Here is a 20,586-nt window from a genome sequence, read left to right as displayed (position 1 = left end):
AAAAATTACTTTGCTTATTACTTCTTTCTCAAACCTAAATAGCACACATTTTTTGCCATTATGCCCAGGATGACAATGAGTTGTGAGAATCATGGATTGTATCTTAAAGTGAGGTTGTTTTTGGAAGAGAAAGAAAAGGCTTCACTTTTTTTAAAGAGCTCTTTACACTTCACCTATGAGTTATCCACGACCTTTCCATTTGCGTGTTTATTGGCATGAGCCGGAAGTTGAGGCCATACGCGCCATAGCGCCAAGTGCCGCCATTGGAAAAGGTGACAGATCTACAGATCATATGGAGCATCTTCGCATCAGAAAAGAAGCGCTTGCGAAAAAAGATGCTGATGAGCAAAAAGAAAAAGAAATTTCAGTTCTAGATTCAGAATACATAAAAGAAAAAAGCGCCCCTCTTCTTCATGGAGAAAAGCACTTTCTCATCAACAGCAAGTGGAAACAATTTTTTCCTCATCTTTTAGAAAAAATTGCCTCTCACCTTTCTTTTTTGCTTGTCGATGATCCTTTTCGACTTCAGCATCATTCTAAAGGATCAATAAGAATAACTGGTGTTCGTCCACGACAATAGTGCTCATAGGTTCTGCTAAACACGGGAACATTTGCCACACCAAGTGCTGTAATCTTACACCTAAATTTAGTTCTTTGATTCATAGGCACATTGTTACTTGTAGGAAAAGTAATACCCATGCTCATTTCAAATGCATCTGGCACTTCTAGCAAAAAGAGGTCTGCATCAAATCCAGAATTATTTCTTACTCCTCGAGTTGCAAAATTAATACCTTCGCATTCACTCTCGATACGTTTTACATATCGTCCTTCAACATCAACCCAAACTCTACTTGTTCCAGTAAATCTATCTGCTGTGAAAGTATGACGAGTAGCGTTACAAGTGATAGTGCTTTCACCCGGAGAGAAATTACTTTCTGGCAGAAATACAATTCCATCATAGTAGCCTGAAATCTGTGGAGACTGTAAGCGCTCTTGTTGAAAAATTTCTTCTCCAACAACAGGGAGCCTTGCTGTCCATTGTGGACTGCCATTGTTTGGATTGTAGTACACCCTCTGCAATCGAGTCCAAGTATCATTGCCCAAAAGTTTTACCTGTAAGTCAAATTTGTAACAGTGAAAGCCGTACATTGAAGTTAAATATTTTCCATCCAATTGATCCTGATCTACAAAAGAAAGTATACAACGCTCTTTGCGATGATCTCCGTAATTTTCAGCAACGACAAGCCTCACTTCTTTATAAGGAAGTGGAGAACGAGTATTGGCCAATAATTCCGCTCTATTTTGATACTGCCACTGGAAGGTCATATCCTCTGTTTGAGTTGGATCATTAAGTGATGGACGACGAGACTGTATGGTGAGGACAAGTGGCGTTTTTTCAATTTCACGTTCAAGCACAAGTTCTTCTTGTTTTCCATACATTGTCACGTAACGCAGGCTTAGCGCGGGTTTGTAGCCAGCGTAGTTGTAAGAAAGATACTTGTTTTCATTTCCATAGCTCAACCTAAAATAACTTTCCTGTGTTGGGGCATAGTATCTTTGGCTGCTTGCAACTTCTGCAAGATCGCTTGTTTTATAATCAAGCAAGCGAATTGAATCAGAAAGAAGAAGGTCGAAGCGCACATTATTTCTGCAATCACCATCGCGACATTCATTATTCATACTAGCGCGTAAGGGTTCAGCATATTGATGCTGACCAACAACGGTGCCTCGATAGAAAGTTTCTCCCTCTTTACTGTACGGAACAAGAAAGAACTTCATGTGCTTTCCGGTTGAGAACGTATACACAGCAGTATCAAGAGCGCCACTGCGAAGATGAATATCTCCTCCTTGACAAGAAGCTTTCATGCCCCACCAAGCATTCGCCGCCAAGCAACTGGATTTCTTGACACCAATCTCTAAGCCATACAACGTACGTTGCTCATGATTTCCAAGGTAGTAAGCTTTATTCAACTCTGTATTCGCAGCAGCATTTGCGTCGAGCGAGTAGTGTAATGCAGCATTTGGGCGATAAGTATGTGTGGAATCTGAAAGTGCGGTAATACCATCTGGATTTTGCAAATCAGTTTCACCAGCAAAAAGTTGAGAAGAAAATTCTCTACTCGCTAAAATATTACTCATTTGTTTTGCAGAATAGAAAGGTGCGCTTCCAAATAACTTTAAGCGCTCAACATTTTCAGCCTTCATGTGAACCCGCATAACTCCCGCTGCTGTAACAAGCGATCTGCAACTTTGCACACGCGCTACACAAGCGTCACCCACAAAACCTTGACACACCTGCGATAGCTGACAGAGCTCAAATGGAGCTTCGTCTGTAGCACGTTCTACTTCTAAGGTTGAAAGATGTGGAACTGCTTTGACAAGATCATATTCAAGATCGTCTTTTGTTCGATGAAATTGTTTTCCACGTCCTTGGGCCCAGAAATCGATGACATACTGTGCAAGGGTTTCGCCATCAGCTAAGCGCACCTTAAATGGAATACTTCCATTTGTGACAGAAACTTCAACATAACAAGTAACACCAACATGAAGCTCTTCAGCACAAGGGCCGACACCTGGAAGTACTTCCACACCTTGCCCTACCGGAACATTAAAAATATTTTCTGAGGGAACTCTTTCTCCCAAAGCATTTGGAGCTTCAAATTTTGTTCGCTCTTGTTTTCGTACTGAAAAATAAACGCGCTCATAGAGAAGCGTAACATGATCACCTCTTAGCTCGTAGTGCACCATGACAGGATCTCTTGGAACATAACTTGGAGGAACAGCTTCGCCACGTTGCGAACTTAAGCTTACGAGAAGATTATAATGGCTTGGATCATAAACAGGAGGCATACGCAAAATGCTTGATGCATGATCTTGTCCATTGTTCCACGTAATCGTGAGCACAACGCTTCTGTCCTGAGGTGTGAATGTCTCAATCAAATGTGAGCCCACTAATTCAGGAGTTTGCTTTTGATACATACTAAGTCCAGTATCAAAACTAGTGATCTGAAGACTTTCTGGTTTTACTCCTGGAGTATTTGAACTAACTTCCCAGCGCATTGTACAACTCATATCCACATCAACAAACATAACCGGGCAATCGGCAGTAAAATTGCTTATCTGAAAACTTAAACGTTGCTCTGGCTGCGGCGGTTCTGGTTGTGCAACGCCGCCTTCATCGTCTCCGTCGTCACCACGTGGAATACATCTGTTGCCTACTAGATCTTCACCCGCAGCACATTCAAGGGGAGGCGCAACTTCTCCTGGATTTACTGGAGGGTTTTGTCCACCGTTGTTTGGTCCATTTCCATTTGCGATATCTGCTTCCACCTCACCTACAATGAGCTCAACTCTGTTGGCCACTTCTGCCGCAGCGTTGGCAGCAGCTTCAGCTCTATTCGCTTCATCTTCAGCGAGACCCGCAAGAATTGCAGCATCTTCAGCGTTTGCATTTCCATTTTGAGCAAACAGATCAGCAAGACGCCTTGCTTCATTTGCCGCTTGCCTTGCTTCGTCAGCTGCAGCTCGTGCGGCAGCTGCTGCATCTCTAGCAGCATTTGCAGCTGCTCTTGCAGCTTCGAGGTCTGCGTTATTTTTTGCCTCGTTTGCAGCTTGCTCTGCAGCATCCGCAAGCTCACTTTGCCCTTTTGCTCTATTGGCAGCATCTCTGGCTAAATCAAGCTGGGCCTGGAGGGGAAGCAAATCTGCGGCTTGTGGCGGAACCAGATCATCTTCATCAATTCCACCTGGCTGGGGGATAACTCCACCATTTCCCTGCGGCGATGTGGTGCCTGTACTGTTCACACCACCTAAATTGTAATTGTCTGGAGCAGTACCTTGACTATGACAAGCCGTGAGAATGCTTAGGGAAAAAATGAAAAGGACTGTTTTGAGGGTGTTTTTTAGTTTCATAAGTACTGAGTATTATAGCAACTTTCATACCATCCGTTAAGAGATTTTTTGTTTTTTCTGGCAATTCCATGTCATTGCGAAGGAGCGTAGTGACTGCGGCAATCTCCTCTGAACAATTGAGATCACCTTGCCTGACCGGCAGGCAGGCCACGTCAGCTTCGCTTCCTCGTGATGACAACGTATTCACTATTCACACGCTCTAAGGTTTCTCTGAAACGAGTTTCTTGCAGTAGGATTTCATTCCCGATAAACTCGGAAGCTATGAAAATTCATCTCCAATTTCTTGGCGCAGCTGGAACGGTAACTGGTTCCAAAACACTTCTTCACGTTGATAAAAAAGTTTATCTTATCGACTGCGGACTCTTTCAAGGCTTGAAAAAAAGACGACTCCTCAACTGGAGAAAATTGCCGCTTGATGAATCAACACTCGGCGCGGTCTTGCTTACGCATGCCCACATCGATCACTCAGGCTATCTTCCAGTACTGGTGAAAAATGGATTTAAGGGAAATGTTTTCACAACAACCGCCACCAAAGCTTTGTGTGGAGTGCTCTTGCCGGATGCTGCTTACCTTCAAGAAGAAGATGCAAAGTTTGCAAATAAGCACGGCTTTTCAAAACACAGCCCAGCGCTTCCTTTATTTACACATGATGATGCAGAAGCAGCACTTAATTTATTCAAAACAGTTGAATGGAATAAACCTCTTCACATAGAGGAAAAGCTTACTGCCACTTGGTTTGAGGCTGGTCATATTTTAGGTGCAAGTTTTATTCAGCTGAACATTTCCGGAACGCGCGTTCTTTTTTCGGGTGATCTTGGGCGAATGAATTGCCCGGTGATGCATCCACCATATACTCCTCCCGAAACTGATTATCTCATTCTCGAATCTACTTATGGAAACAGAACGCACCCGGAAGAAGATGTGCTTTCAGCTCTTCAAAAAATTATTGAGCGAACTTTACATCGTGGCGGCTCAGTTCTCATTCCATCTTTCGCTGTGGGACGAAGCCAGCAAATGTTATATTACATTCATCAGTTAAAAACTTCTGGAAAACTCGCAAAAAATGTTCCTGTTTACCTTGATAGCCCCATGGCAACGAAGGCAACAAAACTTTTTTGCGACTTCCACGATGCACAAGCACTCACACAAGACGAATGTGTAAAGATGGTGCGTGAGGTAAATTTCATCAGCACGCAAGAAGATTCAAAAAAAATCAATACTCCGGAAAAGCCCTCCATCATTATATCTGCAAGCGGAATGGCAACGGGAGGAAGAGTTGTACATCACCTCAAATTTTTAGCTCCCGAACAGAAGAACACTCTTCTCTTCATTGGATTTCAAGCTCCAGGCACGCGCGGTGAAGCATTACTTCACGGTGCCAAGCATATAAAAATTCACGGTGAGCAAATTCCTGTGCATGCAGAAATTGCTTCCATCGAAAGCCTTTCTGCACATGCAGATCAAGATGAAATCATGGCTTGGCTTCGCAGATTTCCCAAAGCTCCAAAAAAAGTTTTTCTCAACCACGGCGAAGATGAATCACGAAAAGGATTGAAAGAAAAAATTGAACAAGAACTTCACTGGAAAGTACATATTCCAGAAGACTTAGAAGAAATTTTCCTTCAGGATTAAGTTTTTTTTCGAGTCACACTTCTCTGTCATTCCCTGGCTTGACTTTGCATTGTCATCCCCGACACAGAGTGACCAATCCATAAACGGCAAAACAGCGAACATCACATCACTTTCATTTTTTTCTTGACTTTAATATTAGATAAATCTAATTTAGATCTTGCTTATGGAAGAAAAACAACTTAAAAAAATGAAGTCACAGTCTAAGAGAGCTTCGCGGCTTCTTAAGATCATGTCTCATCCAGAGCGCTTGATGACGCTATGTCACTTGCTTTCAAAAGAAATGACAGTTGGCGACCTGCTTCAACTCTCTCATCTTAGCCAATCAGCATTTTCACAACATTTGGCAGCTCTGAGAAAAGAAAAAATAGTATCAACACGAAAAGTTGCCCAAAAGGTTTATTACCGAATAAGTCGTAAAGAAGTGAAGGAAATCATTTCTGCTTTGCATAAAGTGTATTGTTAGGAGAAATAAAATGAAGTTTTTAAATAATAACGAAGTTTCAACCATAAATCCTCACGAAGAAAAAACTCTTCTCATCGATATCAGAGAAGCTGATGAGTACAATCGTGAACATATTCCTGGCAGTAAAAACATTCCTCTTTCTCAACTTGCACAGTATGATTTTTCGCGCGAGAAAAATAAAACCGCATTTTTTCTTTGCGCTCGTGGAAACAGAACAAAACAAGCTCAGGATATCATCCAAAATATTGGCTTCGAACAGGTTTACTGCTTAGAGGGAGGACTTGGGCAATGGAAAATGTGCGGCTTGGAAACACGCATAAATAAGGCACTTCCACTTCCCCTTATGCAACAAGTTCAAATTGCTGCTGGAAGCTTTGTCTTACTCGGTTTGCTGTTGGCCGTTTTCATTTCTGCTTGGTTTCTTTTTTTAACAGCCTTTATTGGATCTGGACTTATCTTCGCAGGCCTTACAGGCTGGTGTGGCCTTGCAAAACTTTTACAAAAACTTCCGTTCAACCGTTCTTAAGGAGGACTTATGTCAAAAAATTATTCTGAAATCACAAATGATATTTCTGAAATGCTGAAAAAATTTCAGCAAACACTTCCGGATGTGATGACTGGCTTTAATGCCATGGGAAAAGCTGCAAAAAAAGATGGTGCTCTTTCTGCCAAAACAAAAGAACTCATCGCCCTCTCCCTTGGAGTGGCTGCTCACTGCGATGGCTGCATTGGCTTTCATGCAAAAGCCTGCGCAAAGTTAGGCGCAACTCCAGAAGAAGTGATGGAAGCTCTCGGCATGGCAGTGTATATGGGTGGTGGACCGTCATTGATGTATGCTGCGGATGCTATTCGCGCTTACGAAGAATTTAACAAATGATGTTCTTCCATTTTTTTCTTCTCATCGTTCCTTTCTCCTTTGCATTTTTATCTTCAGGGTTATAGTTTGCAAAAAACTTTAACCCTAAAGGAGAAGAATATGAAATTAAAAGTGTTTTCATTATTTTCACTGCTATGTCTTGTGGCAATGAATGCTCAAGCAGTAGATGAGATTGGACCTTACGATTGTTCGAACCAATCAAAAATCACAGCTGTCTATACAGCAACTCAAGTCTACAGCACTGAAGGAGCAAAAAAGAAATCTGACCACTTTGCTTTAAAAGACCTCAAAAAAATAAAACCAAAAAAAGGATGTTATTACGGTGAAGTAAACGCTGGAGCAGTCACTAAAACTGATGGTTTTGAAAACGGAGAAACTTGCTTCATCGTCCTTACCAGCAAATCAATGCCCATCGATCAAGCTTATGCTGGCGATGCTTTTCATGTTCAGTGTGTTCTTCAGAAAGATCCAAATGAGGTTTTAGGAGGAATGAGCGGGCTTCATTACTTCAAAAACCACAAGCTCCTCAAAGGCGATGAATGGCACGGAGTTTTTGAAAAAGATTTAGCTTCTTCATATGGTACCGCAATCTGCATTGGAGCTGAAGAAGCTGGCGACAGAGGTCACGGCGATCACGCTTTCTGTGAAGTGCTTGCTCCAGAAAAAGGAAAAAGCGGACGACGAGCAAGAGCCGCCACGGTTAACTTCAAACTGAGTTCTGCAGCAGCCGCAGCTGCAAAAGCTGTTTCAGCTCCAAGCTCAACAACTCCAAGTGCAGATGATGTAAAAAAAGCTAACCCACTTGGAGGAGTAAAAAAGAAATTAGGATTCTAAAAAACTGAGATTGCTTCACTAAAACAAGTTCGCAATGACAACAAAAAAAGCCCTGATTTTTTTCAGGGCTTTTTTTTATTTTTTCCACCTTACATTACCGAATCGTAAAAGAGCCTTCGGCAATCACCACTTGCTTGTTACTGCTTACTTTTTTTGCCACTTCTACTCTATACTTTCCTGGCAAGTAGGCTTTTCCTTTGTAATGCACTAGACCATTTAAGTTTCCAAATGTGGCGGTCCAAGAAGGATCATAGCCTCCCTCGATGCGACCCTGCACGTGTTTGCCGTCACGATACAAGTTGAAGCGAAGTTCTTTTGTTCCGAAAGCTCCAGCATTTGAATAGGCACGGAAAAAAATATTTTGGCCAGATCTGCTGACAAAAGAATTTCCATAGACGCTTTGCTTGCTCTCAAATTTTCCCATGGGATAATAGCAAGTGTCTTCATTTGCCGCTTGGCAAAAAACAATGGTTCCTGGCTTGGGATCTGCCTTTGCAGAAACTTGAAATGCAAAAAATACCGCAAGAAACATAATGCCTATACTTTTATTCATTTTTGTTCTCCTTTCATTATCTAAAAGATTTTAGATATCGTTTTTGATGATATGAAACATTTTATAATACGCCATACCTATATATTCATGTAACAATTGCGTTGAACTTGCCAGCGCATTGGCTTGTGGTAAAAAACTTCGAAGAGAAATGTTGGAATGTTCAGAAAAAGGAAAAGCAGTAATGGGAAAGGCGCGCGGAAAAGCAAGCTGGAACTCAATCATAGATCGTTTCAAATGCCACGGTGCTGTTACAATTGCAATGTCGTCAAATTGATTTTCTTTATTGAGCTGTTTCAAATACTTCACGTGCTGCATAGTATTGCGAGATTGCGATTCCAAAAGTATATGTTCGGCCGGCACTCCTAAACGAAGTGCAAAATCACGCATCAACTTACCTTGCAAATTCAAAGGATGTTCATCAGACAAAGACGCGCCACTTAAAACCAAAAACTGCGGGCGACAACGCTGAAAGACTTCAACGCCTTTTGAAACACGCAGCATTGATTCTCCATCCAAAACACTTTTTTCAAATTTTTCACCTGCAGGATAATATCCGGAAGAAAGCACCACCACAGCATCTGCTGGGCAGCGATTTGTTTCCACATCCGCAAGACGTAAACCTTGGTATAAACAAGAAGGAGCAAACGGAAAACTGAAAAAAATAAGACTCCCAAAAAGAATGCTCAAAATAAAAATGAAAAACGAAGAACTTTTACGATTGAAGACAAAATGAACTCCAAAAAAAAGAAGACAAAGCAAAAAGAGAAAAGGTGGAGAGAAAATTATTTTTACCATACCTCCGTTTCTATCTGGAAGCACTAAAAGTTCAAGGTGAAACAGAAGGAACAGAGATTTTTTTAACTTGCTTTCTCTTAAAAGCTTGTCTTTAAACGCGCATCCCCTTTGGAGCTTTTTATGAATGCAGAAGAAGTTATTTCCTTTCTCAATCTTGAACCTCTTCCTGAAGAAGGAGGATTCTACCGTGAAACCTACCGCGCAAAAAGTAGCATTCCCGTAAACGTGCTTCCACAGCATAATGGAGCGCGAACTTATTCAACGTGTATTTATTATTTGCTCACGCCTTCAGAATTTTCTGCCTTGCATCGACTTCCTCAAGATGAAATCTTTCACTTTTATTTAGGCGACCCGGTAAACATGATCCAGATTGATGATGCGGGGACATTGAAAGAAATAACACTTGGGCACCATTTAGAAAATGGCCAATCAGTGCAAGTGTTAGCTCCCGGAAATGTGTGGCAAGGTACCAGGTTGAATGCTGGCGGAAAGTGGGCGTTGCTTGGAACTACAGTAGCTCCTGGTTTCGAGTTTGCAGACTTTGAAGTGCTTTCTCGTAGTGAATTGCTCAGACAATTTCCTCAACACAAAGAAAAAGCTCTTCCCTACACGCGCTAAGAGGTAAATTTTTTGAAAGGCACGAGCTCCACTTCCATCATCATCAGTTTCTGATAATATTTTCTCGCTCTACTCAGAGGTCGCCAATCATAGAGCAGAATTTCGATTGGCTTCCACATGGCAACCCAACCGATAATATTTAACCCTTCTCCTAAGATATGCAGAAAAACTGAATCTGCTGCTTTAAGAATAAAGTAAGAAGAGTACATGCATCCAAGAAGGAATAAAAAACCAATAAGTAAAAAGAATTGACCTTGCTTAAAAAGCGCTTTCATTTTTTTCTGCGTGAGCACTTCTTCATAGGAAAAATAATTATGAATGGCAGCCGCTGTTTCCTTTTGGGCTGATTCTTTTATTTCTTCTTCGGGCAAATGAATCACCAACTTTACGGGATCAAGAAATTTAATTTCTTTCAGAGATTCCATAATGTACTCAACCGCATCATCATCTAGATCACGCTCACGAAATGGCGCAGGATCGTGTGAGCTAAACAATTGCTGAAGTTGATTGATCTTCAACTCAACATGATAATAGCCATCTTGAAACAAGTAGCGTTCATTTTTTGACATAAGTACCCCTCGGATCAATGCATATTTGGACACTCGTTTATATCATAAGCGAAATATTTCCACACTCTATTCATACAATTTACCGAATTTTTGAACACAAAAACGGGAATGTTTTGAAAAACAATGATCGTTTTCCTTGAAACTCTTGGAAAGAAAAGCTAGCCTTCGCAAAGCCTGAAATAGCACTACAAAGATCGTTATTATAGTTTTTGAAAGCCCAACATGGAAAAACTTTTACAGCATTATTGGGGATATACTTCCTTTCGTCCCTTTCAGAAGACAACAATTGATGCCATTCTTTCTCAGCACGATACCCTCACCATTCTTCCTACTGGCGGTGGAAAATCAATTTGCTTCCAAGTTCCTGCGTTAAAAATGGAAGGATTAGCTGTTGTGATTTCACCTCTTATTTCTCTGATGAAAGATCAAGTTGATGCTTTGAAGGAACTTGGTATCGCGGCAAGCGCTTTGAATTCAAGCATTAGCGCTGACGAACAAGATGCAATTGTTGAAAGTGTATGCCAACGAAAACTCAAATTTCTCTACCTTGCACCAGAACGTTTAAAGATGTCTCAAACCATCGAACTGCTTCAGTCCGTTCCCATTTCATTTTTTGTGATTGATGAAGCTCATTGCATCAGCCATTGGGGTCATGATTTTCGCGAAGACTATCGCGAGCTAGGCATGATCAAGAAACATTTTCCCGACGCCAAGATTCACGCCTTCACTGCAACGGCCACCAAAGAAGTGCAAGACGAAATTGTGCACTTGCTTCACCTGGAAAAACCACTCATCAATATTGCTTCTATCGATCGTCCCAATTTGCACTATCGCATCAAGCCTCGCGCGGGCATAGAGCAGATTATTAAAACCTTGGATCTGCACGATAAAGAACCTGGAATTATTTATTGTCTGCGACGGAAAGATGTGGATGAACTTTCTGCTCAACTGAATAAACTGGGATATAAAAATATTCCGTATCATGCTGGACTTTCAAATGACGTTCGCCAAAAGCATCAAGAACTTTTTGCTAGCGAAGAAGTGGAACTTATCGTTGCTACCATTGCCTTTGGCATGGGCATCGATCGCTCAAACATTCGCTTTGTTATACATGCAGCGCTTCCAAAAAGCATAGAACATTATCAGCAAGAGACGGGACGCGCTGGCAGAGATGGACTTCCTGCCAACTGTTATCTTTTCTTCAGTGGAAAAGATTACCAAACTTGGAATTTTCTTTTAGCAGGCACCTCCAACGAAGAAATAATGCTGGAAAAATTAAAGCACCTCTATCGCTTTAGCACCGAAGCAAGATGCCGGCACAAAGCTTTGGTACAATACTTTGGCCAAGATTATGAACACGCTTCGTGCAAGGCTTGCGATTATTGTCTAGGTGAAATTGAAGCTTTGGAAGACGCTTTAGTTCTTTCGCAAAAAATCCTCTCGTGTGTAATCCGCGTCAATGAACGTTTTGGCGCTGATCATATTGCAAAAGTTCTTGCGGGAAAAGTGACGGACAAAATTCAACAATGGAAACATGATGAACTTTCAACTTTCGGTTTACTGCAAGATAAGCCTATCACCTTCATTCGTTCGCTCATCGAACAACTGATTGGACAAAATTTTTTAAAACGTGCAGCTGAGCATGCAACCCTTTCCGTTACTCCATCTGGCTGGGAAATTTTGAAAGGAGTAACTACACCAACCTTGGCAAAGCCTCATCTGGCGGGGAAAAAGAAAGAACGGAAAAAAGCAAAAGAAGAAGAGTGGAAAGATATCGATCAAAATCTTTTCGAAGTCTTGCGTCAAAAAAGATCAGAGCTTGCCAAAGAAAAACATGTTCCTGCTTTTATTATCTTCGGCGACAAAACCTTGCGCGACATGGCGAAAACACAACCTACCAATGTGGAAGAGTTTGCAAACATTTATGGAGTGGGAAAACAAAAGCAAGAAGCCTACGCCAACATTTTTCTGCAGGTAATTGCAGACTATAACGACATGCATACAAGTTAATTTTTTTTCACCAAAAACAAAACGTTACAACGAACGATTAAAACTCATTTTCTAAAAAATAAAAAATTACTGTACATCTCTCTTCCACTTTGACTAGGCTCGGCGTTAGTGTTGATAAACACTGGGAATGGAGAGTATATGTTAAAACAATGCGCCCTTCTTCTTTTTTTCATTTCACTTTTTATTTGCTCCTGCGGCAATGATTTTTCGCCAGTTTCCCAAGACCAAAGTCAAAATCCGGTTGCCATTTCAGATGACACACAAACTGAAAGCGAAACTAATGAACCCCAAGCAAACGAAACTGAACCTGACCCACAAGTTACTCCAACACCTCCTCCTTCTCAAAATTCTTTACTAGTAGATGCTCCAACTGGAATTTGGGTTTGGAAAAATGTTGAAGAAATAATCCAAGCAGAAAAACGTGAAACATTTTTTGATGAACTTTCGTTTTATTCCAAAGCTGAAAACATTTCGCTTTTTCTCAATATCAACACTGAAAAAATTTCTGACGATTCTTTTTATCAAGAAAATATTGCAAGCTTTTTAGAAGCTGCTCATGCACGCGGAATACAAGTGCATGCGCTTGGTTCGGCAACAGAATGGATAGACAATCCAGAAAATGCGATAGCGAAATTTGTGGTGCCAACGCTTGAGTTTGATTTTGATGGACTGCACTTTGATGTAGAAGCACATCTGCATCCAAGTTGGAACGAAGAAGACAACGAAGAACTTTTGCAAAACTTCTTAGCATTGGCACAGCAAGTAAAAGAGGCTTCAGCTGAACAAGCTGTTTATTGGGACATACCCTCTTGGTATTTCAAAGATTCTGCAAAAGTGATGGTAGAAGGAATATCCATTGGAAAACTTATCGTGGAAGAAAATATTTTCCCAGTACTGATGAGCTATCGCGATACCGCTCAAGAAATAGAAAATTTTTCTCAAGCAGCCTTAGAATATCTTGTTGAACAAAACAGAGATTGGTTCTTTGCAGTTGAAACAAGTTCCGCAGAAAGTGAAGACATCACTTACGCTGGCGAATGCCTTGAACACCTTGTTGATGATATCAACACCCTTTTCGATCATTATCAAAAAGGAACGGCTATTCACAATTGGACAACGCTTCAAGAACTTGAGCTTTGTGAAGCTGAAGAATGAAGATTTTCATAAAATGACGTGATGCACACCAAAAAACCGTTTTTAGAAGTATGGAAAATCTCATCCCGCCCATTCTAAGACAACATATGAATTTAGTCAAAAATATTGACTTTTTTCACTTATTATAGCAATATGGTCATATGAAATCCCGCTACTACTCTGAACATATTGAAAGCATTGCCTTTTCTGACCATAAAATGGTCTTTCTTTCCGGGCCAAGGCAATCTGGTAAAACAACCTTAAGTAAAATTCTTCTCAAAAAACGAAAATTGGGAAGTTATCACAACTGGGACGATATTAGCTTTCGTCGCATTTGGACAAAAGATCCAAAACAAATCGTTCCTGCTCAAACCAAAAATGTGCCTCTCGTTATTCTTGATGAAATTCACAAAGCAAAATCATGGAAGCGATCACTAAAGGGTATTTACGATACCCTTGAATATCCAGTTGATCTTCTTGTTACAGGAAGCGCCAGACTCAACGTATATAAAAAAGGTGGAGACAGTCTTTTAGGTCGCTATTATCACTTTCGGCTTCACCCTTTTAGTTTAGCTGAACTTACACATAAAAAAACACCAACCCCAGATGAAACACTCTCTCTTCTTTTTGATGAGAAGCCATCTTCTCAAAAAACAAACAAGGAAATTCTTCAACATCTGTTTGAATATGGTGCATTCCCAGATCCGTATCTTGCTCAGGATAAAAGAAAGGCAAAACTTTGGCGACAAGATCGCATTGAGCGAGTTATTCGTGAAGACTTAAGAGATTTGAGCCGTATTCCAGAACTCAGCCAAATTGAAATGCTCGCAAGCCTCCTTCCAGAACGCATTGGCTCGCTCTTGAGTATAAATGGACTCAAAGAAGATTTAGAAGTCAGCTATGATACGATTAAACGCTGGCTTCAAGCACTTGATAATCTCTACTACTGCTTTCGCATTAAGCCTTATAGCAAATCAATAAAACGCTCTTTAAAAAAAGAACCTAAACTCTATTTGTGGGACCATAGTGAAATTGAAGACAAGGGAAGTCGATTTGAAAATCTTATTGCATCTCATCTCTTAAAGGCGTGCCATTTTTGGACTGACACAGGCGAAGGAAAGTTTGATCTTTGTTATCTGCGAAATAAAGAAAAACAAGAAATCGATTTTCTTATCACCAAAGACAATAAACCTTGGCTTCCTCTTGAGGTAAAGTCTCAATCCACAACTCCAGCCCCTACCTGGAAAAAACTTTTTCCTCAACTTGCCTGCAAAAGAGGAATACAAATCGTATCAAAAGAAAATATTTGGAAAAGTACTTTTGTAGAAGACAAAGAAATTCTTATCGCAAGCGCAAGCGAAGTTCTCTCTTGCTTTGTTTGAAGCGTTCAAAAACGGCCCCGTTTGAAGTATGATTCCCTAATATAGACAGAAGCTTAATGGAAGAATTTCGAGCTTCTCATCAAGAGCTCAGGAGCAAATTCCGAATTTAATCCAGGGAAATCTGCTAACGGTTTTTCGGCCCCAAGGGGCCGAGTTTTAACTGCTGGACTCGGATAAATTAAATTCTACACAACCTTATAAGAAAGTAGCCGATAACTTCGGCGTAAATGATAAATACATTAACACCACAAACTTTTGCTGCCCAAGCTTCAGCCCTAAAACTTACTGGCCTTGGTTCAACCATCTATTTGCTTCCGAGTGACTGTTCATCAGCGTATACGGACTATTTAAGTGCTCTGAGGCACCAAGCAACGGAATCTTTTCCGCAAGCTGCTGATAAATACTACGCAGTTTTTAGGACACTTTTACAACGCAATCATAGAATGCCAGCGGCTGGTTTCTTTGGAAAGGCAATCGTTTCGGCTGTAGCAGCAAATGAAAGAGAGAAAGCTCTTTCATTCGCAAAAAGTGCAGAGAGCTCTCTTTCTGGCTTGAATCCTTTATATATGACAATAAAAAGGTATTATGATCTTTCAGCAACACAGGATGAAAGAAACTTAATAGGTTTATCCGAACACTGGTTACGTTCATCACTTGCAACTCTCTCCTTCGAACCAACACAGCCATTTCAACAATCACCATCTACAATATTGAATGCGTCTTTTTTTGAAAACTTAGACCCACTTGAAATATTATGGGTAGCAGAGTTGGGTGAGTTTTCACTTCGGGGAAATCTTGAAACTCTTATTGCGCAAATTCCAAGATCGGGCGAACTCTCTTTTGAAAGAGAAAACTATCTTGAACAGTGGGAACTTATCGAGGCTGATATACGTGAAGTTGTTGCAAGTAAACGTGCTAGAAATGAACCTCTAAAGATCACTGTACTTCAAGCGGGACTTGGATGGAATTGTTTTGAGACAAGGGATGTTGTTCAGGCAATCATAAAGGCAATCGGAAAAAAAGATATTCGTAATTGGGAAATAAATATTCTTGGAATTGATAATGAAGCAACAGTTAGAAATGCAGAAAAAATATTCGAAAGTGATTTTGCTCGGAGAAAACATCCCTTCTTACATCCCAAATTTGCAGCTGCTGACATCAACAACATTAAAGAGCTAAGAAAAGCTTTTCGTAGCATGAATGTGGGAAATATAAACGCTGATTACATTTTTCATCGCAACACCTCATATCCAAATTGTGGGATCAATTGGCAACCAGAAGTTTTTTCTCTTCCTTTTGATCAACAACCCGGCTTACAAAACGAACGTATCGCTCGCATTTTAAGGCTCTATCTTCCTTATCGCAACCTTCTTGCTTTAGCAGGAAAACCTACTTCATGTGAAGGAATGCGAACAAGAGTGGTTGTGGAAGCTGCACCGAGAGCATATGATCAAGAAAACCATCCATATTATCCATACGCATATATTCCTCCCGGTCTACAACCTGTGGGAAGCTTTGAGCTAGGTGTAATGGAACTGTTCGATTTAGAAAGAGTGTTAAACACAGGGATAGCGGACTACAAACGACTTATTTCAATGCGCAACTTTGGCAGGCCTCCAGCTACAGTAGCCATTGACGAGCTCACAGGTTGACTTCAGACTCAACTCTCAAGCTTGCTTCAAGAAAGCAAAAAGTCCGAAAGAAACTCAAAAAATTAGAGGAGAAAAAAACACACAGACAAGCCTTTTGATTTGATGGCTCAGTGAAAAATGTCAAACTACGGTTTAGGAAATTGATGCCTAAAGTTTCTTCAGCGCATCATCAAGGCTTCCCGTCATCATCACAAAACCTTTTGGAACGTCGATACCTATTTTTTGATACCATTTCACTGGTGATAACTCGCCGGTGAAAGTGAAAAAGTCCCAACAAACAGCATCATATTTTTCTTTGGCTGCTTCAAAGACGGATTTTAGCAACAAACGCCCAGCTCCGTACTTTTGATAATCGTGATGAACAAAAATTTCTCCATCGTAAAGATGATAACCATCCCACCACGGCTTTACCGCAGTGAGAAAAGCGCCCACAATTTTTCCGTCGCACCTGGCTGTAAATGCCAATTCTGGATATGCCTGGAAGTAATGTTCAAAAAGCTGAACAGCCTTTTCAACATTCCACTTTTCTCCAATATCAAGAGCATCATACAGCTCTACATAAAGTTGAGCCAAGTGCTCTAGCTCGTCTTGCTTTGTTGGTGTAATGGTTATGGATGATGTGTTCATAGTCTTCCCAAGTAAGCGAAAGATCATACTTTATCAAGTGCTCAATGGAGAGAAGAACTTGAAAAAGAAAAAGGCCCCAGCTTTCACTAGGACTTAATGTTTCTGTTTTCCTGAAGAAGGTATTTCGAACTGTGCTTCAGGAAATGGCTGTCTGAGCTAGCAATCTCCATCTTAAGAAAGTATTTGATCTATTTCTATTTTGAGCTTTCCAGGACCTTGAAGAATGGCTGCTCGTGATCCAGTAGAAAAATTTTTTGGTTCTTGAATTCCTTTAGCCCCATTTTTAACCAAGCTTTCATAATCATAATCACAATCTTTGCTTTCTAGAGCAATTATTGCTTCTGAGTCAGTTGTTGCTTTATCGAGAGCCAACTTCATATTGCCGAATGTATAAACACAACAGTCGTCAAAAACTTGGCTTGGATGAAGACCCAACATGCTCTTAAACCATTGAACTGCAGAATCAAGATTTGAAACCTTTACATGCACATGTGTTACTTTCATGATACATTTTCTCCTTTTTGATTTATTTCCCAACCCAAAATTGCTTTCTTGCGAGAAGCACCCCAACGATATTCTCCGAAATTCCCAACCTTTTGAATTACACGATGACATGGAATGAGATAAGCAATTGGATTGTGTACAATCGCACTTGCTACTGCTCGCACCGCTTTGGGCTTATGCAAAAAGTTTGCGATATCTTCGTAAGAAACAAGAGCTCCTTTGGGAATCTGGATAAGAGCCTGCCACACTTTAATTTGAAAAGGAGTACCTTTCAACAAGAGTGATACAGCATTCTTTTGAAGATCTTTTTTTGATAGCAATATCTTTTGGAGATATTTTCTCGTTTTGCTTTGATCATGTTTCAATTTTGCATGAGGCCAAGAATCTTTTAGAGCTTCAATTTGCACTTCGCGTGCATTTTCCTCAACAAAAGAAAGAGCACAAATCCCTCGCTCGGTAAGTGCAACAAAACACATTCCAAAGCGAGTGGGATGAAAACCATAAACAATCTCCAAGTTTTTACCTTGTAACTTAAATTCACCTGGTGTCATTGCTTCAAGTTTTAAAAAAAGATCATGTAAGCGACTTGGTCCTGACAAACCAAGATCAAGGCTGACGTCCAACAATGATTTAGATTCCTTCAACAAACTTTTTGCATTTTGGATTGTTAACAGATCCATAAATTGTTTGGGACTGAGACCAACCCAGCGTTTAAAAAGGCGTTGAAAATGGAATGGGCTCAAAGCAACTACCTGCGCAAGTTCCTCTAAGCTTGGTTGATATTCGCGATGAGCTGCGAGATAGAGTAAAACTTTCTCCATCCGTTGATAGTCGCGTGAATCTTCTAGAAATAAAGTGTCTTCCCTTTTCATGAAGTGAGACCTACAAGAATTCATCTTTCGTATCCACCCGATTCTTGCTCTTTCTCCAAAGCCAAAACTCCAAACCTCGTTCACGAGATTCCTTCGTCGTTTAAAATGTGACTAGATTGGTGGAGGAAGTTTAAACTGCGGGCTGTTTGATAAGCTATATATTCTCTAAAGCACTCAAAAGGCTTTCCTGAACAGTCTTAAAATCCCAATGAGCCATTTCCAATTGACATCATAAGGACCCCAAATTAGCGAATATTGTAGATCATTATGAAACTTACCAAATACCTCCTGATATTTTTCATTCTCTTTCTCCCCATAATCTTTTCCAGCACGGCCATATTCAGCTCGCAGTTTAAAGTCACAACACATGACATTCTGGAAATATGGGAGCACAGCTGCATAAACCATCTAAATAGTGGGAACATCAAAAAAGCAAAGCAAGTTCTGAGGGTTATGAACTGGCAATGCGACAATAAAAAATATCTAGATTTGAGTGATAAGGAATCTTTTGAGTTGGCAAAAGCACAGCTTGAAGAAGCCAGAGAAAGCCGTAATAGGTATATGAGAGATGAAAAGACATGGCTTTGTCATAATCGCCGTTTTTACTCCCAAATAAAAAGCAAGTTTATCGAAGAACTAGGAAAACAAGTTTTCAACGTTCTCAAGAGTATTGGGGTAAACGAAAAAACAGCTTACATAGTGGTATCTCAAATAGCCCTAGAAACCTCATGGGGGAAGAGAATATTCGGAAACAACATCTTCAACATTAAAGGGAAGTATAAGGGCGAGTCAGTTGATTTTACAACACATGAACAACTCAAAGATGGAAGTTGGATAAAGATTACAGATTCATTCCGCAGTTACCCTACAGTAGCCGATTCCATAACGGACTATTTACAAATTCTAAAAGAAAAATGGCCCAATTCCCATAAAGCTCTTTTCTCATCTCCCCCAGATGCAGTCGACATTTTTATTTCTGGCCTCCGCACTGGACAAGCAGGTGGGTATGCAACGGATCAATCATATAAACAAAAAATTCTTTCCATCAATGATCAAATGGAAGAACTTCTTTCTGTATCATCATTTTTTCCAACATATTTAGAATGCTTAGGAAGAAAAAAAGAACTTCAACAAATTATAAGGAGCAGTTCATGAAGAAGCGATATAGATCAAAATATATTTTTACTCTCATATTTGCCTGTACAGTTATCGTGTCAGGAATATCATGTCTGAAAAAGGTAATGACGCAAGAAAAGGCTATCAAGGCAGTTCAATCACTGGAGGAAGTACAAAGATACACTATCCAATTGAGGGGAAAAAACTCTCGTCCATTTATCAAAGAGGAATCACACGACGACAAATCCGCTGAATTCTCCGTTGGAGAATCGCTTCCTACACATACAGTTCTTTGGAATCGTTTCTCTATCAACAAAGAAAATGGAAATATCTTCATCTTCGACATTGAGTCGGGTGATTACATTTCAATAGAGAAGTGGCGTGGGATAAAATGAAACCCTAATATCTTCTTGCATTTTCATCATAAGCGGCTTATGATATCAAGATGAATCAGTCAGTAAAAAAGTACCTTGCCCAAATTGGCCGTAAGGGAGGTGAAAAGAGTCGTCGAAAACTCACTTCCACATCGGCTAAAAATATGGTCAAGGTTCGAGAGGCGAGGAAAGCATTTCAACGCTTCTACACAGAGTGTTTTTGGTCTTTCGATGAGAACTACCACATCACCCTTCAAGACGTCGATTGGGTTGCAGATCAATTACGAAAAAATGGCAATCGAAAAGCTTGGGAGGCAGCAAGAAAACTATGCCATTAACTCCATTTCAAAAAAAGCTTGCTCAACTCTTAGCTAAAAATAGATCGGTTGATAGTCATTTGGCTGGAGGAGCAGCTCTGCACTTTCAACCTAATTCTGTGCGTTACAGCAACGACCTGGATTATTTTCACGACACAATAGAAAGAGTTGCCACAGCATTTGCGGACGACAAAAAGGAATTAGAAAAAAATGGCTACCACATTTCTCTCGAAATGCAGCAACCTGGTTATATAGTTCCCCCTGAAAAACCCATTTTTTCAAGATAGCGGACCTTGAGCGGTGTGTTTTTTCGGAGGCTCAACAAAAATCAACCTCAAAAAATGG

General features: G+C 40.4%; 22 protein-coding genes. 15 read left to right on the top strand and 7 right to left on the bottom strand.

The genetic code is table 11. The annotated features are described in order from the left end of the window. The first annotated feature begins 175 nt into the window (after positions 1 to 175). Positions 176 to 580 (top strand): hypothetical protein, encoded by a 405-nt coding sequence (locus COV43_02030; protein ID PIR26364.1) that lies wholly within the window; start codon positions 176 to 178, stop codon positions 578 to 580. Here COV43_02030 and COV43_02025 read toward each other — a convergent pair. Then, on the bottom strand, positions 532 to 3,912 hold the full coding sequence (locus COV43_02025; GenBank protein ID PIR26363.1) for a hypothetical protein: 3,381 nt from the start codon (positions 3,910 to 3,912) through the stop codon (positions 532 to 534). The genes COV43_02030 and COV43_02025 overlap by 49 nt on opposite strands. Before the next feature lie 267 nt (positions 3,913 to 4,179). On the opposite strand from COV43_02025, the gene COV43_02020 reads away from it, so the two are divergent. The 5 genes from COV43_02020 (at position 4,180) to COV43_02000 (ending at position 7,718) form a co-directional block, all read left to right on the top strand. After that, positions 4,180 to 5,544: an MBL fold metallo-hydrolase gene (locus COV43_02020; GenBank protein ID PIR26366.1), complete on the top strand. Its 1,365-nt coding sequence runs from the start codon at positions 4,180 to 4,182 to the stop codon at positions 5,542 to 5,544. Positions 5,545 to 5,707: 163 nt separating this feature from the next. Continuing rightward, positions 5,708 to 6,007, top strand: coding sequence for a transcriptional regulator (locus COV43_02015; protein ID PIR26362.1), 300 nt, complete (start codon positions 5,708 to 5,710; stop codon positions 6,005 to 6,007). 10 nt (positions 6,008 to 6,017) lie between these two features. Beyond that, positions 6,018 to 6,533 carry a hypothetical protein gene (locus COV43_02010; protein ID PIR26361.1) on the top strand — a complete coding sequence of 172 codons (516 nt, stop codon included), beginning with the start codon at positions 6,018 to 6,020 and terminating at the stop codon, positions 6,531 to 6,533. A 9-nt stretch (positions 6,534 to 6,542) separates the two neighbouring features. Further along, on the top strand, positions 6,543 to 6,884 hold the full coding sequence (locus tag COV43_02005) for an alkylhydroperoxidase (GenBank protein ID PIR26360.1): 342 nt from the start codon (positions 6,543 to 6,545) through the stop codon (positions 6,882 to 6,884). 111 nt (positions 6,885 to 6,995) lie between these two features. Next, positions 6,996 to 7,718 (top strand): hypothetical protein, encoded by a 723-nt coding sequence (locus COV43_02000; protein ID PIR26359.1) that lies wholly within the window; start codon positions 6,996 to 6,998, stop codon positions 7,716 to 7,718. Between the two features lie 94 nt (positions 7,719 to 7,812). Here COV43_02000 and COV43_01995 read toward each other — a convergent pair whose 3' ends face one another. Both COV43_01995 and COV43_01990 read right to left on the bottom strand, forming a co-directional pair. After that, positions 7,813 to 8,271, bottom strand: coding sequence for a hypothetical protein (locus COV43_01995; GenBank protein ID PIR26358.1), 459 nt, complete (start codon positions 8,269 to 8,271; stop codon positions 7,813 to 7,815). A gap of 30 nt (positions 8,272 to 8,301) precedes the next feature. Further along, positions 8,302 to 9,066 carry a hypothetical protein gene (locus COV43_01990; GenBank protein ID PIR26357.1) on the bottom strand — a complete coding sequence of 255 codons (765 nt, stop codon included), beginning with the start codon at positions 9,064 to 9,066 and terminating at the stop codon, positions 8,302 to 8,304. 120 nt (positions 9,067 to 9,186) lie between these two features. Here COV43_01990 and COV43_01985 point away from each other — a divergent pair, with 120 nt between their 5' ends. Further along, a complete protein-coding gene (locus tag COV43_01985; protein ID PIR26356.1) occupies positions 9,187 to 9,684 on the top strand; it encodes a hypothetical protein in 498 nt (165 codons plus the stop codon). On the opposite strand, the gene COV43_01980 is transcribed toward COV43_01985, so the two are convergent. Next, entirely contained in the window at positions 9,681 to 10,253 is a 573-nt protein-coding gene (locus COV43_01980) for a hypothetical protein (GenBank protein PIR26355.1), read from the bottom strand. The two genes, COV43_01985 and COV43_01980, sit on opposite strands and share 4 nt — an antisense overlap. A gap of 222 nt (positions 10,254 to 10,475) precedes the next feature. On the opposite strand from COV43_01980, the gene recQ reads away from it, so the two are divergent. The 4 genes from recQ (at position 10,476) to COV43_01960 (ending at position 16,431) form a co-directional block, all read left to right on the top strand. Then, positions 10,476 to 12,263 (top strand): DNA helicase RecQ, encoded by a 1,788-nt coding sequence (gene recQ, locus COV43_01975; GenBank protein PIR26354.1) that lies wholly within the window; start codon positions 10,476 to 10,478, stop codon positions 12,261 to 12,263. A gap of 138 nt (positions 12,264 to 12,401) precedes the next feature. Continuing rightward, complete coding sequence (locus COV43_01970) at positions 12,402 to 13,418, top strand: hypothetical protein (protein PIR26353.1); 1,017 nt, start codon at positions 12,402 to 12,404, stop codon at positions 13,416 to 13,418. Between the two features lie 140 nt (positions 13,419 to 13,558). Beyond that, entirely contained in the window at positions 13,559 to 14,779 is a 1,221-nt protein-coding gene (locus COV43_01965) for a hypothetical protein (GenBank protein PIR26352.1), read from the top strand. Positions 14,780 to 15,006: 227 nt separating this feature from the next. After that, positions 15,007 to 16,431, top strand: coding sequence for a hypothetical protein (locus COV43_01960; GenBank protein ID PIR26351.1), 1,425 nt, complete (start codon positions 15,007 to 15,009; stop codon positions 16,429 to 16,431). Between the two features lie 147 nt (positions 16,432 to 16,578). Here COV43_01960 and COV43_01955 read toward each other — a convergent pair whose 3' ends face one another. The 3 genes from COV43_01955 to COV43_01945 all read right to left on the bottom strand — a co-directional run bounded on the left by COV43_01955 (position 16,579) and on the right by COV43_01945 (position 18,434). Further along, positions 16,579 to 17,085 carry a hypothetical protein gene (locus tag COV43_01955; protein ID PIR26350.1) on the bottom strand — a complete coding sequence of 169 codons (507 nt, stop codon included), beginning with the start codon at positions 17,083 to 17,085 and terminating at the stop codon, positions 16,579 to 16,581. A 144-nt stretch (positions 17,086 to 17,229) separates the two neighbouring features. Next, complete coding sequence (locus COV43_01950; GenBank protein PIR26349.1) at positions 17,230 to 17,562, bottom strand: hypothetical protein; 333 nt, start codon at positions 17,560 to 17,562, stop codon at positions 17,230 to 17,232. After that, positions 17,559 to 18,434 (bottom strand): 6-O-methylguanine DNA methyltransferase, encoded by an 876-nt coding sequence (locus tag COV43_01945; protein ID PIR26365.1) that lies wholly within the window; start codon positions 18,432 to 18,434, stop codon positions 17,559 to 17,561. Before COV43_01945 ends, COV43_01950 begins: the two co-directional genes overlap by 4 nt. 267 nt (positions 18,435 to 18,701) lie before the next feature. Between COV43_01945 and COV43_01940 the strand changes: the two genes are divergently transcribed. From COV43_01940 to COV43_01925, 4 genes are read left to right on the top strand one after another with little or no spacing between them, the layout of a single operon-like run. Beyond that, entirely contained in the window at positions 18,702 to 19,589 is an 888-nt protein-coding gene (locus COV43_01940; protein ID PIR26348.1) for a hypothetical protein, read from the top strand. After that, positions 19,586 to 19,945: a hypothetical protein gene (locus tag COV43_01935; protein PIR26347.1), complete on the top strand. Its 360-nt coding sequence runs from the start codon at positions 19,586 to 19,588 to the stop codon at positions 19,943 to 19,945. Before COV43_01940 ends, COV43_01935 begins: the two co-directional genes overlap by 4 nt. A gap of 50 nt (positions 19,946 to 19,995) precedes the next feature. Then, positions 19,996 to 20,262, top strand: coding sequence for a hypothetical protein (locus COV43_01930; protein ID PIR26346.1), 267 nt, complete (start codon positions 19,996 to 19,998; stop codon positions 20,260 to 20,262). Continuing rightward, entirely contained in the window at positions 20,253 to 20,528 is a 276-nt protein-coding gene (locus tag COV43_01925; GenBank protein PIR26345.1) for a hypothetical protein, read from the top strand. Before COV43_01930 ends, COV43_01925 begins: the two co-directional genes overlap by 10 nt. Positions 20,529 to 20,586 lie beyond the last annotated feature (58 nt).

Source organism: Deltaproteobacteria bacterium CG11_big_fil_rev_8_21_14_0_20_42_23, from assembly GCA_002796345.1.
Lineage (GTDB): Bacteria > UBA10199 > UBA10199 > 2-02-FULL-44-16 > 2-02-FULL-44-16 > 1-14-0-20-42-23.
The sequence above is the reverse complement of the archived record's forward strand: the minus strand, read 5'-3'. Positions and strand labels throughout refer to the sequence as shown.